Below are 13,715 nucleotides of genomic sequence, written 5' to 3' on the forward strand. Positions count from 1 at the left end.
CCGCCGACTCATGACAGACGTTCTCTCAGAGGAGCAGACGCACCAGGTCTCGGCCACGCGCCGGGGCCTGGTGGTCGTTCTCCTCGCCATCGCATTGGCGATCGTCTGCATCGCCAGCATCTTCTTCGGTTCGCAGCGCATCGGCGTCGACGAGGTCTGGAGCGGGCTCACCACGGGCGAGGGCGACTCCGGCGCCATCGTCCGGGGCATGCGCATCCCGCGCACCGTCATCGGACTGGCCGTGGGCGCCGCACTCGGCATCGCCGGTGCGCTGATCCAGGGTTTCACGCGCAACCCGCTGGCCGACCCCGGCATCCTCGGCGTGAACGCCGGCGCCAGTCTCGGCGTCACGATCGGGGTCGCATTCTTCGGACTCAGCGCGGCAAGCGGCTACATCTGGTTCTCGTTCGCGGGAGCCATCGTCGCGACCGTCCTCGTCCACCTGATCGGATCCGCGGGCCGCACCGCACCGGATCCGATTCGGATGACCCTCGCCGGCGTGGCCCTCGGCGCTGTGATGGGCGGTGTCGTGGCGGCGATCGGCCTGCTGAACCCCCGGGCCTTCGATGCGATCCGCACCTGGAACGCCGGATCGCTGACCGCTCTGACGCCGGATGTCTACACCGTGATCCCGTTTCTGCTGATCGGCCTCGTGCTCGCCTTCTGCCTCGCGCCCTCGCTCAACGCACTCGCGCTCGGCGACGACCTGGCGACCGCCCTCGGCTCGCGCGTCGTGCTCACCCGGGTGCTCTCGATCGTCGCCGTGACGTTGCTGTGCGGTGCGGCCACCGCCGCGGCCGGGCCGATCGCCTTCATCGGTCTGATGGTTCCGCACGCCGTGCGCTGGTTCGTCGGTCCGCATCAGGGGTGGATCCTCCTCGGGACCCTGTTCGCGGCTCCGCTGCTGCTGCTCACGGCTGACGTGGTCGGACGATCGGTGCTCCGCACCGGAGAGCTTCCGGTCTCGGTGATGACGGCGCTGATCGGTGCACCTGTCCTCATCGCGCTCGTGCGCCGGCGAAAGGTGAGCGGACTGTGACCGGTCTTCTGACGTCGTCCGTCGCGGTCGACGCCGGTCGACGCGTGTTCACCCCTCGCACCCCCGTGTTCTCCCAGCGGATCGGTGTTCGCGCGACGATCGTCACCGTATCCGCTCTCCTGGCCGCGGCAGCCGTCGGCGTCTTCGCCCTGACTCTCGGCGATGTCACCTTCTCCCCGGGCGAGGTTCTGGTCACGCTGCTCGGCATGGGCGAGCCTCGGGCCGAACTCGTGATCGTCGAATGGCGACTGCCCCGTGTCGTCGCAGCGCTGGCGTTCGGCATCGCCCTGGGCGTGGGCGGCGCGATCTTCCAGTCGCTCACCCGGAACCCGCTGGGCAGCCCCGATGTCATCGGATTCGACGCCGGCGCCTACACCGGTGCGCTGCTCGTGATCACGTCGATGGGCATCAGCGTCGCCTCGACGGCTGCCGCGGCACTGGCCGGTGGCGCGACGACCGCTGTGCTCGTGTACCTTCTCGCGTTCCGGAGAGGATTCACCGGCTTCCGGCTCATCATCGTCGGCATCGGGGTGGCCTCGATGCTGGCATCCGTGAACACCTGGATCATCCTCAACGCGGATCTCCGGATCGCGATGCTGGCCAGCGCGTGGGGTGCCGGTTCCCTCAACGTCATCACCGCCGAGCAGGTCGCGATCGCGGCGTGCGTGATCGTTCCCATCGGTGTCGCCGTCTCGCTGTTCGCGGATCGGATGCACCTGCTCGAACTGGGCGACGACGCGGCATCCGCACTCGGCGTCCGCACCGGCCGCACCCGTCTGATGCTCATCATCCTGGGCGTCTGCCTCACCGCGGCAGTCACGGCGATGGCGGGTCCGATCGCCTTCATCTCGCTGGCGGCACCGCAGGTCGCGCGACGTCTGACCGGCTCCGCGAGCGTGACTCTCTCGGCATCCGCAGCCGTCGGGGCGCTTCTGCTGATCTCCAGTGACGTCCTGGCGCAACGGCTGTTCGCGCCGACCCAGATCCCCGTCGGCATCGTCACGGTGTGCCTCGGCGGTGTCTATCTGATCTGGCTGCTCATCCAGGAAGCGAGAAGAAGATGACCCTCACCATCACCGAAACCGACACTGCGCGGCTGCGTGCAGAGGATCTCACGATCGGGTACGACGGCCGCATCGTCTCAGAGCACCTCGGTGTAGACATCCCCACCGGGTCATTCACGGTCATCGTCGGGCCGAACGCGTGCGGCAAGTCCACACTGCTGCGCGCCTTCGCCCGGTTGCTGAAGCCCCGGACCGGGCAGGTGCTGCTCGACGGACGGGCGATCACCGATCTCCCCACCAAGGAGATCGCACGTCGTCTGGGTTTGCTGCCACAGACGTCCATAGCCCCCGACGGCATCCGGGTCTCCGACCTCGTCGCACGAGGAAGACACCCGCACCAGACGATCCTGCGCCAGTGGTCTCATCGAGATCAGGCGGCTGTCGCGGCAGCTCTCGCCGCGACCGGGACGACCGAGCTCGCCGGGCGTCTCGTCGACGAACTGTCCGGTGGACAGCGGCAGCGCGTGTGGGTCGCGATGCTGCTCGCACAGGAGTCGCCCACCATGCTCCTCGACGAGCCGACGACCTTCCTCGACATCGCACACCAGTACGAGCTGCTGCGGCTGTTCCACGAGCTGCACACCGAAGGTCGGACGATCGTCGCCGTGCTGCACGATCTCAATCAAGCCGCGCGGTTCGCCGATCACATGATCATGATGCGCGACGGCCGGATCGTGGCGTCCGGCGATCCGTCGTCGATCGTGACCTCGGAGCGCGTCGCGGAGGTCTTCGGGCTGGACTGCACCATCATCTCCGACCCGCACACGGGCACTCCCCTCGTCGTCCCCCGCTGAGGAGGCAGGGATGCGAACTTGTTAGCCTGGCCGGATGACCACGCTGCTCGACGACTTCCTCTCGGGTGACCGCAGCCGCGTGATGCCGGCGGTGTGGGAGACCATCCACTCCCGGGATCCCGAGACGCTCGACCCGCTCCTCGCAGCGCTGCCGAGACTCCGGCTCGCTGCGGCGCAGCTCGACCTGGGCGGCGCGATCTATTCGAACAACGACCACTTCACGCACGCCCTCAGCAAACTCGAACAATACCGAGACGGGAAGTGCTGGTGCGCCGTCTACCCCGGCCTGCTCACGCACGATCCACGCAAAGAGGAGACCCAGGGCCACATCAGGATCCTCTCGACGAGCGAACCCGGCTGGTCGATGACGTACCTCTGCGAGTGCACCGTGTGCGGACAGGAGTTCGACATCGAGCAGGGCGACCACCACTTCACCTGGTGGAACTGGGTGCCCCGCGGCCTCAAGCGGCGTCGAGGCGAGGTCTGACGTCGGTGGCTGCCGGTAGCGTGCCGACCGTGTCGGCCATCCAGCTACCCAGCCCCTGCTCGCTGTGCGGCCACGCGGAGGCAGTGCGCGTGGCAGCGGCGCTGATGTGCGCCTGGTGCGGATGGCGATACGGGGACTCGCCGGATCCCGGTCTGCCCAGGCCGGTGATCGAGGTGGTCTACTACATCCGCTATGAGCGCCGAGTGAAGATCGGAACCAGCCGTCGCCCTCGGCAGCGCCTCGCCAGCATCCGGCACGAAGAGCTCCTGGCCTTCGAGCGTGGCGGTCGGGAAGTCGAACAGGCGAGACATCGGGAGTTCGCGGAAGCCCGCGAGGGGGGCGAGTGGTTCACGCTCACCCCGATCCTGTCGGCGCACATTGCGGGGCTGCGCACTGAGGGCGAACCCTGGCAGCAGTACGCACGCTGGGTGAGCTCGGCGTTGCAGAACTGAGGCCCCGCACGGGGCCGACGTTCCGTGCGGGGCTTCAGAGTGCAGATGGATCAGGCGCGTGCTGTGGCCTTGACGCTCGCAGGCTGGGGCTGTGAGAACAGGACGACCAGGATCACGGCGACACCGACGACCACATGCGGGAGCCACACGTTGGGCGCCTCGGTCGAGAAGCCGAAGATCCAGGGCGAGAGCGCCAGGAACAGGCTCGCGACGATGTCGAAGACGAGGTGGACGGGCATAGGGATGAAGCCGAAGGGGCCCCATTCATACTTCGTGAACAGGCTGTAGACGATGAGGCCGACGCCGAGCACGATCGGGATGATCACGGCGGGACCGCCGACGTTTGCGAAGCCGAACAGCCACGGAGCAGCGATCAGCGCCACTCCGACGACGTAGTCGAGGATGCCATGGACCTTGGTGGGGATGAAACGCATGATGCCTCCTGTGATGTCGTCGCGTGCTGCGACTCACAGATGGTTCGCAGCGCTTCGCCGAACGGATTGCAGCAGTCCCGCTCGTACCCTGAACGGATGACGTCATCGCCGCCTGCCTCTCCTGGGATCGGAATCCTCCGTGTGCTCGTGGGCGGAGTGGTGGTCGGGATCCTGGCGTTCACCTATGTGATCGGAATTCCCCGTCAGGGAGCGAGTCTGGTCGACTACTTCGGCTACTTCACGAATCTGACGAGTCTGCTGACCTCTGGTGTCCTGATAGCGACGGGGCTGCTGACGATTCGCCGTCGCTCGATACCTGTACCGCTCACCAGCGCTCGTGCCGTGGCCGTTGCGTGCATGATCGTCGTGGGCGTCGTGTACAACGTGCTGGTACCGGGAACCGGAAGCGCGCCGGCCTGGGTGAGCCTCGCACTCCACACCCTGTTCCCCGTGCTGCTGGTATTCGACTGGGTGCTCATCGGCGATCGTGCTCCGATGCCGTGGCGACGCCTCTGGCTCGTGCTCCCGTACCCGGTCGCATGGCTGGGCGTCGTCTTGCTCAGGGGCATCACGGACGGCTGGGTGCCCTACGGATTCCTGCTGCCCGAGCGGGGCGGCATGTCTCTGACACTGCACGTCGCGGGACTCGTGGCGGCTCTCGTCGCATCCGGCTCGCTGGTGTGGACGCTGAGCAGAGTGCGCGGCTTCGAGACCCCCAGACGCTCGAAAGAGTCAGATGCTCACGCGCTCGCCCAGCCGTACCGACGTGCCAGCGCCGATGCCACCCGACCGTAGCGAGAACGGTCGAGCACGGCCGCCTCGCGGCGCAGACCGCTCTCGTGCACGCTGTAGAGCTGCTCGATATCGACCCATGACTCGCGTCCTTGCGAGTCCCAGTCTCCGGAACCGATCGACAGATAGTCGCGGTCGCCGTCGTGGGCCTTGCTCGTCATTCGCACCGCGTAGACCCGATCCGCGGATTCGCGCCCGATCACGAGCACCGGACGGTCCTTGCCCCTGCCGTCGTTCTCCTCGTACGGCACCCAGGTCCAGATGATCTCTCCCGCGTCCGGTGCGCCGTCGCGGTCGGGCGCGTAGCCGATGCGGAGCTGCTCGATCCGGTCGGGGTCGACGCGCACCGTCTCCTTTCCCCGCGCCGCACTTCTCGTGGCGGATGCTGCGGAGCGCACCTCCTCGGAGGTCCGTACACGCGAGACCGGGCGTCCCGGACGAGTGTTCGTCCGAGACGCCCGGTCGGATCCCAGTGCTGTGAAGAGGATCTCCGCGAGTCTTGCCAGGATGCCGTTCGAGTTGCTCACACGGTCACCCTAACGGGAGTTCAGGCGTCGGCCAGTGCGTATCCCTCCTCGCCGTGCACGACCTGGTCGACACCGGCGATCTCGTCTTCGCTGGTGACGCGGAAGCCGATCGTCTTCTCGATCGCGAAGCCGATGATGAAGGCGACGACGAAGGAGTAGACCAGCACACCGAGAGCTGCGATCGCCTGGACGGCGAGCTGGCGTGCGTCGCCACCGACGAAGAGACCGGTTCCGGAGGCGAAGAAGCCGAGGTAGAGCGTTCCGATCAGGCCACCGACGAGGTGGATGCCGACGACGTCGAGCGAGTCATCGAAACCGAGGCGGAACTTCATCTCCACCGCGAGTGCGCACACGATGCCGGCGACGGCACCGAGCAGCAGCGACCACCCGGGGGTCAGGTTGGCGCAGGCGGGGGTGATGGCGACCAGACCGGCGACGGCACCCGACGCTGCACCCACCGACGTGGGCTTTCCGTCCTTGATCTTCTCGATGAGGATCCAGCCGAGGATCGCGGCCGCCGTAGCGCCGAGGGTGTTCAGACCGATGAGTCCGACGCCGCCCATGTCCTCTGCGAGCCACTCGGCACCGGCGTTGAAGCCGAACCAGCCGAACCACAGCAGAGCAGCACCGAGGAGGGTGAGCGGAACGTTGTGCGGCTTGAGGATGCCCTTCTGGAAGCCGATGCGCTTGCCGAGGACGATTGCGAGCGCGAGCGCGGCAGCACCCGCGTTGATGTGCACAGCGGTACCGCCGGCGTAGTCGATCACGCCGATGCCGCTGTCCTCACCGAAGAGCGTGGTGCCGAGGTTCATGATCCAACCGCCGCCCCAGACCCATGCGGCGACGGGGAAGTATCCGACCGTGGCGAAGACGCCGGCGAAGATCAGCCAGCTGCCGAACTTCGCACGGTCGGCGATGGCACCCGAGATGAGTGCGACGGTGATGATCGCGAAGGTCGCACCGTATGCGACTCCGAGAAGTGCGACGTTCGACCCCTCACCGGCCGCGAGGCTGGAGAGGCCGATGTCGGCGAAGGGGTTGCCTGCGAAGGCGGTGGGGCTGTCGACGGCGCTCATCGAGAACCCGAAGAGGATCCACAGAACGGCGACGAGGCCGATCGAGCCGAAGCTCATCATCATCATGCTGACGACGCTCTTGGCCTTGACGAGACCGCCGTAGAAGAAGGCGACGCCGGGCGTCATGAGCAGTACGAGGGCGGTCGCGGTGATCGCCCAGGAGATGTTGCCTGGAGCATCCATAGTCAAACCTCACATTCGGGAAACTGAGAGCTTCAGTGTGAGGCCGCCCGATTTCCGGAATGCGTGAGGTTTGTTGCGGCGGCGTTACAGAGACGCCGCGTGTGTGAACATCGCGTTACGCGACACTGCGATCCGCGTGTGTAAGTGCATTGAGTCTGGAGATAGCACGCAGGTATTTCTTGCGGTATCCGCCGCTCAGCATCTCCTCCGCGAACACCTGATCGAGGCTCACACCGGTGGCGACGATCGGGATCTGCGCGTCGTACACACGGTCGACGAACGCGACGAAGCGCAGAGCCTCGGACTGGTCCGTCAGAACTCGCACGTCCTTCAGGCCCACGAGGTCGAGTCCTGCGATGATCCGGAGGTAGCGCGAGGGGTGCACGCGAGCCAGGTGACGGATCACATCGGCGAACGAGTCGTCTGATGCGATGCCCCGGCCGGCCCCATCCTCGATCGCGCGGTCGTACGCATCGTCATCGCTGACGACGGCGTGCCCGTCGAGAGCGCGCTGGCGGAAGTCCACGCCGTCGATGCGGATCGTCTGGAAGCTGTCCGACATCGCGTGGATCTCACGCAGGAAGTCCTGCGCGGCGAAGCGTCCCTCTCCCAGCGCGTTCGGCGGCGTGTTCGAGGTTGCGGCGAGCTTGGTGCCTGTCGGCACGAGTTCGCCGATCAGGCGCGTCATCACCATGGTGTCGCCCGGGTCGTCGAGCTCGAACTCGTCGATGCACAGCAGATCGGCGCCCTTGAGCAGGTCGACGGTGTTCTTGTATCCCAGCGCGCCGACCAGAGCCGTGTACTCGATGAACGAGCCGAAGTACTTCCTACGCGCGGGCATCGCGTGATAGATCGAGGCCAGCAGGTGGGTCTTTCCGACGCCGAAGCCGCCGTCGAGATAGACGCCCGGCTTCGTCTCGGGCTCCTTCTTGGCTCGGCCGAAGAATCCACCGCGCTTCACAGGAGCGCCTCGTCCGGCGAAGCGGATCAGTGTCTCCTTCGCCTCTTCCTGAGACGGGTACGCCTCGTCGGCGCGATAGCTCTCGAACGTGGCGCCGTCGAACTGCGGCGGCGGCACGAGGCTGGCCAGCATCTCGGGACCGGTGACGGTCGGCTGTCGATCTGTCAGGTGCACGATGCCCGTGCGGGTGGGCGTGTCGGTCATCACGGTCCTGTATCGGGGCGCACCTGTGTCGAAGTCTTACGAATCCGGTGCAGGGCGCGCGGCGTGGATCTATCGTCGAAGTATCGGCTCCACATTACGCCGTCACCCCTGCATCATCGCCGCTCACCGTCTGAGGAGATCCCTGTGGCCATCGAGTTCGACACCACTTCGTCCAAGTTCGCCGAGTATGCCGAGCCCGGCCGGCTCGTGACCACCGAGTGGCTGGCCGAGCGCCTCGGCACGCCCGGCCTGGTCGTCGTCGAATCCGACGAGGATGTGCTCCTCTACGAGACCGGTCACATCCCGGGCGCCGTGAAGGTCGACTGGCACACCGAGCTCAACGACCCGGTCGTCCGCGACTACGTCGATGGCGAGGGGTTCGCGAAGCTGCTCAGCAGCAAGGGCATATCCCGCGACGACACGGTCGTGATCTACGGCGACAAGAACAACTGGTGGGCCGCCTACGCGCTCTGGGTCTTCTCGCTCTTCGGCCACGAGGACGTGCGACTGCTCGATGGCGGTCGCGATCGCTGGATCGCGGAGGGTCGAGAGATCACCCGCGACGCACCGCAGATCACGCCGACGGAGTACCCCGTCGTCGAGCGCGATGACTCTGTGATCCGCGCCTACAAGGAAGACGTTCTCGCACACATCGGCAGCCCCCTGATCGACGTCCGCTCCCCCGAGGAGTACAGCGGTGAGCGCACCACCGCACCGGCGTACCCCGACGAGGGCGCTCTGCGCGCAGGCCACATCCCGACTGCTCAGAGCGTGCCGTGGGCCAAGGCGGTGGCAGAGGACGGCGGCTTCAAGTCGCGTGCCGAACTCGATGCGATCTACCGCGGGGGCGCCGGACTCGCGGACGGCGACGACGTCGTCGCGTACTGCCGCATCGGTGAGCGCTCCAGCCACACCTGGTTCGTGCTCAGGCACCTGCTCGGCTTCGAGAACGTCCGCAACTACGACGGCTCGTGGACCGAGTGGGGCAGCGCGGTGCGCGTCCCGATCGTCACCGGATCGGAGCCCGGATCCCTCTGACCGTGGGAGGATGGCAGGGATGAGCAAGAGCGAACTTCCTGACACCCTCGCCGAGATCCGCGACGGATTCCTCGAGACCCCCGAAGCGGATCGTCTGCTGCTCCTGCTGGAGTATTCGGACGAGCTGCCCGAGGTCTCCGAGGAGGTCGCGAACCACCCGGAGATGTGCGAGCGCGTCGCGGAGTGCCAATCCCCCGTCTACATCTACGTCGAGGTGAATGACGGCGTGGTCACGATGCACGCGACGGCTCCGCCCGAGGCACCGACCACGCGCGGGTTCGCGAGCATCCTCGTGCAGGGCATCACCGGCCTCACTGCCGACGAGGTCCTGGCGATCCCCGACGACTACCCGCAGTCGATCGGGCTCACCAGAGCCGTGTCGCCCCTGCGCATCGGCGGCATGACGGGAATGCTCATGCGCGCGAAGAAGCAGGTCAGGCAGAAGCGCTGAAGTCCTGGGTGGCGAGCCATCCTGTGATGGCGTCGCTCCACCCGATCTGGTCGTAGTTCCAGATCTTGGTGTGCCGAGCGCCCGAGAATGCCGGCATGGTGACGAGATCCGGGCGGGTCTGCTGCAGCGCGTGCGACGCGTCGGCCGGCACGAATCCGTCGTCATCGCTGTGCAGGATGAGAATGGGCACTGTCAACTCATCCGCGCGCGCCACTATGTCAAGGCTGTCGAACGAGATCGCGTTCTCAGCGCCGCTGAGCCGCGCGGTCAGCGGAACGGACAGCGCGCTCATCGCCAGATCCGGCAGCGGCGCGCGCATTCCCGCCGCTCGCGCCTGGAAGCGCAGCACGCTGCGCCAGTCGATCACGGGCGACTCGAGGATCAGTCCGGCGATGCGGTCGCGGTTGCCCGAGTTCAGTGCGGTCTGCAGAGAGACCGCACCCCCCATCGACCATCCCATCAGGATCACGCGCTCAGCGCCGTGGCGCAGCGCGTACGAGACCGCGGCGTCCACATCGCGCCACTCGGCAGCCCCCAGCGCGTAGGAGCCGCTTCGGCTGCGTGGAGCCTCGCCGTCGTTCCGGTACGACACGACGAGGTTCGGGAAGCCCGCCGCGTGCAGCACGGGGACTGCGCGAAGGCACTCGGCACGGGTGACTCCGCGGCCGTGCACCTGGACCACCCACGTCGACGACTCGCCGGGGAAGAGCCACGCGGGGCACGGACCCGCCGGTGACCCGATGAGCACGTTCTGCCATGGCAGGTGCAGCTCGCTGGGCGTCGAGTAGTACCAGCCGCTGAATCCCGCGCTCCTGTCGACGCGGGCGCCGGGCTCGATCTGCGTGAGCAGCTTGCGCCGCACGGTCGTCGCGTCGGCGCTGAGCACCGCGCCGAGCTTGACGTACCCGTACGTGCCCGAGGTGAAGAGACCGTAACGCCCCGGCAGCTCGGTGTCTCGTGTTCGAGTGAGCTCGATCGTCTGCGCGCCGGTGTCGACCGCGAGGATCTCGACGTCGGCCGGTCGTTTCTTCGGAATCACGACCCGGCGGGCCACGCTGAAGACGAGCAGGGCCAGTGCCGTCCCGAGAGCGAGCAGTGCAGGGACAAGGAGCGCAACGGCGTGCCTGAGACTCTTCATCGCTTCCTGACTCTAGCCTGTTGCCGTGACCGCTCACCCCGATGCCGGGACGATCTTCGACGCCGCCGTGGCCGAACTGCGCGATATCGCCTTCCGCGCAGACATCACCATCCGCGAGATACCCACACCACAGGGCCTGGCTCCGCACGCCCTCGCGCTCGCCGCAGACGTCCGCCCGGACGACAGCGGGGAGTCCACCTACGGCACCGGACGCTTCGTGCTGCTGCATGATCCCGACAACCCGGCAGCGTGGGACGGCGACTGGCGAATCGTGATCTTCGCCCAGGCTCCTCTGGAGACGGAGATCGGCACCGATCCCCTGCTCGCCGATGTCACCTGGTCGTGGCTCGTCGACGCGCTCGACTCCAGAGGCGCCGGCTATCACTCCGAGTCCGGCACGTCGACCAAGACCCTCTCGAAGGGCTTCGGTGGCCTCGCCGTCGAAGGAGACGGCGCACAGATAGAGTTGAGGGCGTCCTGGACACCCGAGGGCCCCTTCGCACCCCATGTCGAGGCCTGGGTCGAACTGGTCGGGATGCTGGCGGGTCTTCCGCCGGGTTCCGAGGGCATCGCCGTTATCGGCGCGCGAAAGGCAGCACGTGACTGAATACTCCGTGATCTCCGACGTCTCGGAGTTCCGTGCGGCGTGCGCTGCACTGGCCGCAGGCACGGGCCCTGTCGCCGTCGACGTCGAGAGGGCATCCGGATTCCGCTATTCCCAGCGGGCGTACCTCGTGCAGGTCTTCCGCCGAGACGCGGGGGTCTTCCTCTTCGACCCCCCGGCGCTCGGCGACTTCAGCCCGCTGCAGGAGGCGATCGGTGATGTGCTCTGGGTCTTCCATGCAGCCAGCCAGGACCTCCCTTCGCTTCGCGAACTCGATCTGCTGCCGCAGGAGATCTTCGACACCGAGCTCGCATCGCGCCTGCTGGGTCACGAACGAGTCGGTCTCGCTGCCGTCGTGGAGAACACGCTCGGCATCACCCTCAAGAAGGAGCACTCCGCGGCGGACTGGTCGACCAGACCGCTCCCCGCGGCCTGGCTCGAGTACGCGGCGCTCGATGTGCTGTACCTGATCGACGTCTATGAGGCGCTGAAGGCGGAGCTCGAAGAGCAGGGCAAGACCGCGTATGCCGCCGAGGAGTTCGCCGCCACGCTCACCCGGCTTCCGAAGCCTCCGCGCGAAGACCCCTGGCGTCGCCTGAGCGGGCTCCACCAGGTGCGCGGTGCGCGCAACCTGGCCGTCGCGCGCTCGCTGTGGCAGGCTCGCGAGGCCTTCGCGCAGGATCAGGATGTCTCTCCGGGACGTCTGGTGCCGGATCGCTCACTGATCGCTGCGGTGCTCGCGAACCCGCAGAGCAAGCAGGCGCTGGCAGGAATCAAGGACTTCCAAGGTCGAGCGAGCCGTACGCAACTCGATCGCTGGTGGCAGGCGATGGTCGATGGACGCGCCACGGAGGAGCTGCCCCGTGAGCGGGTTCCGAGCGACACGCTGCCGCCACCTCGGGCATGGTCGGACCGCAATCCGGAGGCCGATGCGCGCCTCAAGGCCGCGCGCCCCGTCGTCGAGGCCACGGCTGAGGAGCTCGGAATGCCGACGGAGAACCTGCTCACCCCCGATCACCTCCGCCGGGTGGCCTGGGACGTGCCGGGAACGACGCCGGAAGCCATCGGCGTCGCGCTCGCGGAGCTCGGTGCCCGCCCCTGGCAGATTGCACAGACTGCACAGAAGATCGCCGACGCCTTTGTAGAAGCCGCGCAAACACCCGACGAGCCCCCGTCGGACGCTTCGTAGGTTCGATCCAACCGATTCCTCCCCGTTTCCGGCCCTCCATAGACTGAGGCCACCGCACAAACTTGGAGGCAGAGTGGCCGAAATATCGGACGTCTTCTTCGTCGATGGAGTGCGCACCCCCTTCGGGCGCGCCGGCGAAAAAGGCATGTACTGGAACACCCGCGCTGATGACCTCGCTGTCAAGGCGACCATCGGCCTCATGGAGCGGAACGCAGCCGTCCCGGCCGACCGCATCGACGATGTCGCCATCGCCGCGACCAGTCAGACCGGAGACCAGGGCCTGACCCTCGGCCGTTCCGTGGCGATTCTCGCGGGGCTTCCGCAGACTGTGCCAGGACTTGCCGTCGAGCGCATGTGCGCCGGCGCGATGACCAGCGTCACGACCATGGGCGCGTCGATCGGCGTCGGCATGTACGACTTCGCTCTCGCCGGCGGTGTCGAGCACATGGGCCACCACCCGATCGGCGGCAACGCCGACCCCAACCCGCGATTCGTCGCCGAGCGCATGGTCGACCCCGGTGCCCTGAACATGGGCGTCACGGCCGAGCGCATCTTCGACCGCTTCCCGCACCTGACGAAGGAGCGCTCCGACCGGTTCGGCATGCTCAGCCAGCACAAGGTGCAGGCGGCCTACGACGCCGGAAAGATCCAGCCCGATCTCGTGTCGGTCGCGACCAAGGGCGCCGACGGCGCCTGGGGTCTCGCCACCGAGGACGAGGGTCGTCGTCCGCAGACCACGATGGACGACCTCGCCGCCCTGAAGACGCCCTTCCGCCCGCACGGTCGGGTGACGGCGGGAACCTCGTCGCCGCTCACCGACGGCGCGACGATGTCGCTGCTCGCCGGCGGCGGAGCCGTGAAGGAGTTCGGCCTCGCGCCGAAGATGCGCATGGTCTCGTTCGCCTTCGCCGGCGTTCAGCCCGAGATCATGGGAATCGGACCGATCCCCTCGACGGAGAAGGCCCTGAAGAAGGCCGGACTGACGATCGCCGACATCGGCCTGTTCGAGCTCAATGAGGCCTTCGCGATTCAGGTCATCTCGCTGCTCGATCACTTCGGCATCGCCGACGACGACCCCCGTGTCAACCAGTGGGGCGGCGCCATCGCACTCGGTCACCCCCTCGCGGCATCCGGTGTGCGTCTGATGATCCAGCTCGCGGCGCAGTTCGCCGAGCGCCCCGACGTGCGTTACGGCCTGACGGCCATGTGCGTCGGTCTCGGGCAGGGCGGCTCCGTCATCTGGGAGAACCCGCACTACGACGGCAAGAAGAGGAAGTAAGCC

At 67.2% G+C, this 13,715-nt stretch carries 16 protein-coding genes; 11 read left to right on the plus strand and 5 right to left on the minus strand.

What is annotated here, in order from left to right:
• Positions 1–10: 10 nt before the first annotated feature.
• The 5 genes from MRBLMI13_RS04575 (at position 11) to MRBLMI13_RS04595 (ending at position 3,836) form a co-directional block, all read left to right on the plus strand.
• A complete protein-coding gene (locus MRBLMI13_RS04575) occupies positions 11–1,039 on the plus strand; it encodes an iron chelate uptake ABC transporter family permease subunit (protein ID WP_367820125.1) in 1,029 nt (342 codons plus the stop codon).
• A complete protein-coding gene (locus MRBLMI13_RS04580) occupies positions 1,036–2,103 on the plus strand; it encodes a FecCD family ABC transporter permease (RefSeq protein ID WP_367820123.1) in 1,068 nt (355 codons plus the stop codon). Before MRBLMI13_RS04575 ends, MRBLMI13_RS04580 begins: the two co-directional genes overlap by 4 nt.
• Positions 2,100–2,897: an ABC transporter ATP-binding protein gene (locus tag MRBLMI13_RS04585; RefSeq protein ID WP_367820121.1), complete on the plus strand. Its 798-nt coding sequence runs from the start codon at positions 2,100–2,102 to the stop codon at positions 2,895–2,897. The genes MRBLMI13_RS04580 and MRBLMI13_RS04585 overlap by 4 nt, the downstream gene beginning before the upstream one ends.
• A gap of 34 nt (positions 2,898–2,931) precedes the next feature.
• Positions 2,932–3,384: a hypothetical protein gene (locus MRBLMI13_RS04590; protein ID WP_367820119.1), complete on the plus strand. Its 453-nt coding sequence runs from the start codon at positions 2,932–2,934 to the stop codon at positions 3,382–3,384.
• A gap of 89 nt (positions 3,385–3,473) precedes the next feature.
• Positions 3,474–3,836: a GIY-YIG nuclease family protein gene (locus MRBLMI13_RS04595; RefSeq protein ID WP_367820117.1), complete on the plus strand. Its 363-nt coding sequence runs from the start codon at positions 3,474–3,476 to the stop codon at positions 3,834–3,836.
• A 50-nt stretch (positions 3,837–3,886) separates the two neighbouring features.
• Here the strand turns inward: MRBLMI13_RS04595 and MRBLMI13_RS04600 are convergent, their stop codons facing one another.
• The gene (locus tag MRBLMI13_RS04600; RefSeq protein ID WP_042540254.1) at positions 3,887–4,270 is read right to left on the minus strand and encodes an SPW repeat domain-containing protein; all 384 of its coding nucleotides are present in this window, start codon (positions 4,268–4,270) and stop codon (positions 3,887–3,889) included.
• 96 nt (positions 4,271–4,366) lie between these two features.
• Here MRBLMI13_RS04600 and MRBLMI13_RS04605 point away from each other — a divergent pair, with 96 nt between their 5' ends.
• The gene (locus MRBLMI13_RS04605; protein WP_367820115.1) at positions 4,367–5,065 is read left to right on the plus strand and encodes a Pr6Pr family membrane protein; all 699 of its coding nucleotides are present in this window, start codon (positions 4,367–4,369) and stop codon (positions 5,063–5,065) included.
• Here MRBLMI13_RS04605 and MRBLMI13_RS04610 read toward each other — a convergent pair.
• The 3 genes from MRBLMI13_RS04610 to zapE form a co-directional block, all read right to left on the minus strand.
• The gene (locus MRBLMI13_RS04610; protein WP_367820113.1) at positions 5,011–5,589 is read right to left on the minus strand and encodes a type II toxin-antitoxin system PemK/MazF family toxin; all 579 of its coding nucleotides are present in this window, start codon (positions 5,587–5,589) and stop codon (positions 5,011–5,013) included. The genes MRBLMI13_RS04605 and MRBLMI13_RS04610 overlap by 55 nt on opposite strands.
• Positions 5,590–5,609: 20 nt before the next feature.
• Positions 5,610–6,848: an ammonium transporter gene (locus MRBLMI13_RS04615; protein WP_042540252.1), complete on the minus strand. Its 1,239-nt coding sequence runs from the start codon at positions 6,846–6,848 to the stop codon at positions 5,610–5,612.
• A 115-nt stretch (positions 6,849–6,963) separates the two neighbouring features.
• The gene (gene zapE, locus MRBLMI13_RS04620; RefSeq protein WP_079112861.1) at positions 6,964–8,013 is read right to left on the minus strand and encodes a cell division protein ZapE; all 1,050 of its coding nucleotides are present in this window, start codon (positions 8,011–8,013) and stop codon (positions 6,964–6,966) included.
• A 144-nt stretch (positions 8,014–8,157) separates the two neighbouring features.
• Here zapE and MRBLMI13_RS04625 point away from each other — a divergent pair, with 144 nt between their 5' ends.
• Both MRBLMI13_RS04625 and MRBLMI13_RS04630 read left to right on the plus strand, forming a co-directional pair.
• A complete protein-coding gene (locus tag MRBLMI13_RS04625) occupies positions 8,158–9,051 on the plus strand; it encodes a sulfurtransferase (protein WP_367820110.1) in 894 nt (297 codons plus the stop codon).
• A 19-nt stretch (positions 9,052–9,070) separates the two neighbouring features.
• Positions 9,071–9,502, plus strand: a complete 432-nt coding sequence (locus MRBLMI13_RS04630; protein WP_056377665.1) for a SufE family protein — start codon at positions 9,071–9,073, stop codon at positions 9,500–9,502.
• On the opposite strand, the gene MRBLMI13_RS04635 is transcribed toward MRBLMI13_RS04630, so the two are convergent.
• Positions 9,486–10,640: an alpha/beta hydrolase family protein gene (locus MRBLMI13_RS04635; RefSeq protein WP_367820108.1), complete on the minus strand. Its 1,155-nt coding sequence runs from the start codon at positions 10,638–10,640 to the stop codon at positions 9,486–9,488. The two genes, MRBLMI13_RS04630 and MRBLMI13_RS04635, sit on opposite strands and share 17 nt — an antisense overlap.
• A gap of 25 nt (positions 10,641–10,665) precedes the next feature.
• Here MRBLMI13_RS04635 and MRBLMI13_RS04640 point away from each other — a divergent pair, with 25 nt between their 5' ends.
• The 3 genes from MRBLMI13_RS04640 (at position 10,666) to MRBLMI13_RS04650 (ending at position 13,712) form a co-directional block, all read left to right on the plus strand.
• The gene (locus MRBLMI13_RS04640) at positions 10,666–11,247 is read left to right on the plus strand and encodes a DUF3000 domain-containing protein (protein ID WP_367820106.1); all 582 of its coding nucleotides are present in this window, start codon (positions 10,666–10,668) and stop codon (positions 11,245–11,247) included.
• On the plus strand, positions 11,240–12,433 hold the full coding sequence (locus tag MRBLMI13_RS04645; protein WP_367820104.1) for a ribonuclease D: 1,194 nt from the start codon (positions 11,240–11,242) through the stop codon (positions 12,431–12,433). The genes MRBLMI13_RS04640 and MRBLMI13_RS04645 overlap by 8 nt, the downstream gene beginning before the upstream one ends.
• 73 nt (positions 12,434–12,506) lie before the next feature.
• Positions 12,507–13,712 carry a thiolase family protein gene (locus MRBLMI13_RS04650; protein WP_056377658.1) on the plus strand — a complete coding sequence of 402 codons (1,206 nt, stop codon included), beginning with the start codon at positions 12,507–12,509 and terminating at the stop codon, positions 13,710–13,712.
• Positions 13,713–13,715: the final 3 nt, after the last annotated feature.

The organism is Microbacterium sp. LMI13-1-1.1 (assembly GCF_040815625.1).
GTDB classification, from domain to species: Bacteria; Actinomycetota; Actinomycetes; order Actinomycetales; family Microbacteriaceae; genus Microbacterium; species Microbacterium forte.

Coding starts and splice junctions, on each gene's coding strand:
- MRBLMI13_RS04575 (WP_367820125.1), top strand. CDS start 11: ATGACAGACGTTCTCTCAGAGGAGCAGACGCACCAGGTCTCGGCCACG.
- MRBLMI13_RS04585 (WP_367820121.1), top strand. CDS start 2,100: ATGACCCTCACCATCACCGAAACCGACACTGCGCGGCTGCGTGCAGAG.
- MRBLMI13_RS04590 (WP_367820119.1), top strand. CDS start 2,932: ATGACCACGCTGCTCGACGACTTCCTCTCGGGTGACCGCAGCCGCGTG.
- MRBLMI13_RS04600 (WP_042540254.1), bottom strand. CDS start 4,270: ATGCGTTTCATCCCCACCAAGGTCCATGGCATCCTCGACTACGTCGTC.
- MRBLMI13_RS04605 (WP_367820115.1), top strand. CDS start 4,367: ATGACGTCATCGCCGCCTGCCTCTCCTGGGATCGGAATCCTCCGTGTG.
- MRBLMI13_RS04615 (WP_042540252.1), bottom strand. CDS start 6,848: ATGGATGCTCCAGGCAACATCTCCTGGGCGATCACCGCGACCGCCCTC.
- zapE (WP_079112861.1), bottom strand. CDS start 8,013: ATGACCGACACGCCCACCCGCACGGGCATCGTGCACCTGACAGATCGA.
- MRBLMI13_RS04630 (WP_056377665.1), top strand. CDS start 9,071: ATGAGCAAGAGCGAACTTCCTGACACCCTCGCCGAGATCCGCGACGGA.
- MRBLMI13_RS04635 (WP_367820108.1), bottom strand. CDS start 10,640: ATGAAGAGTCTCAGGCACGCCGTTGCGCTCCTTGTCCCTGCACTGCTC.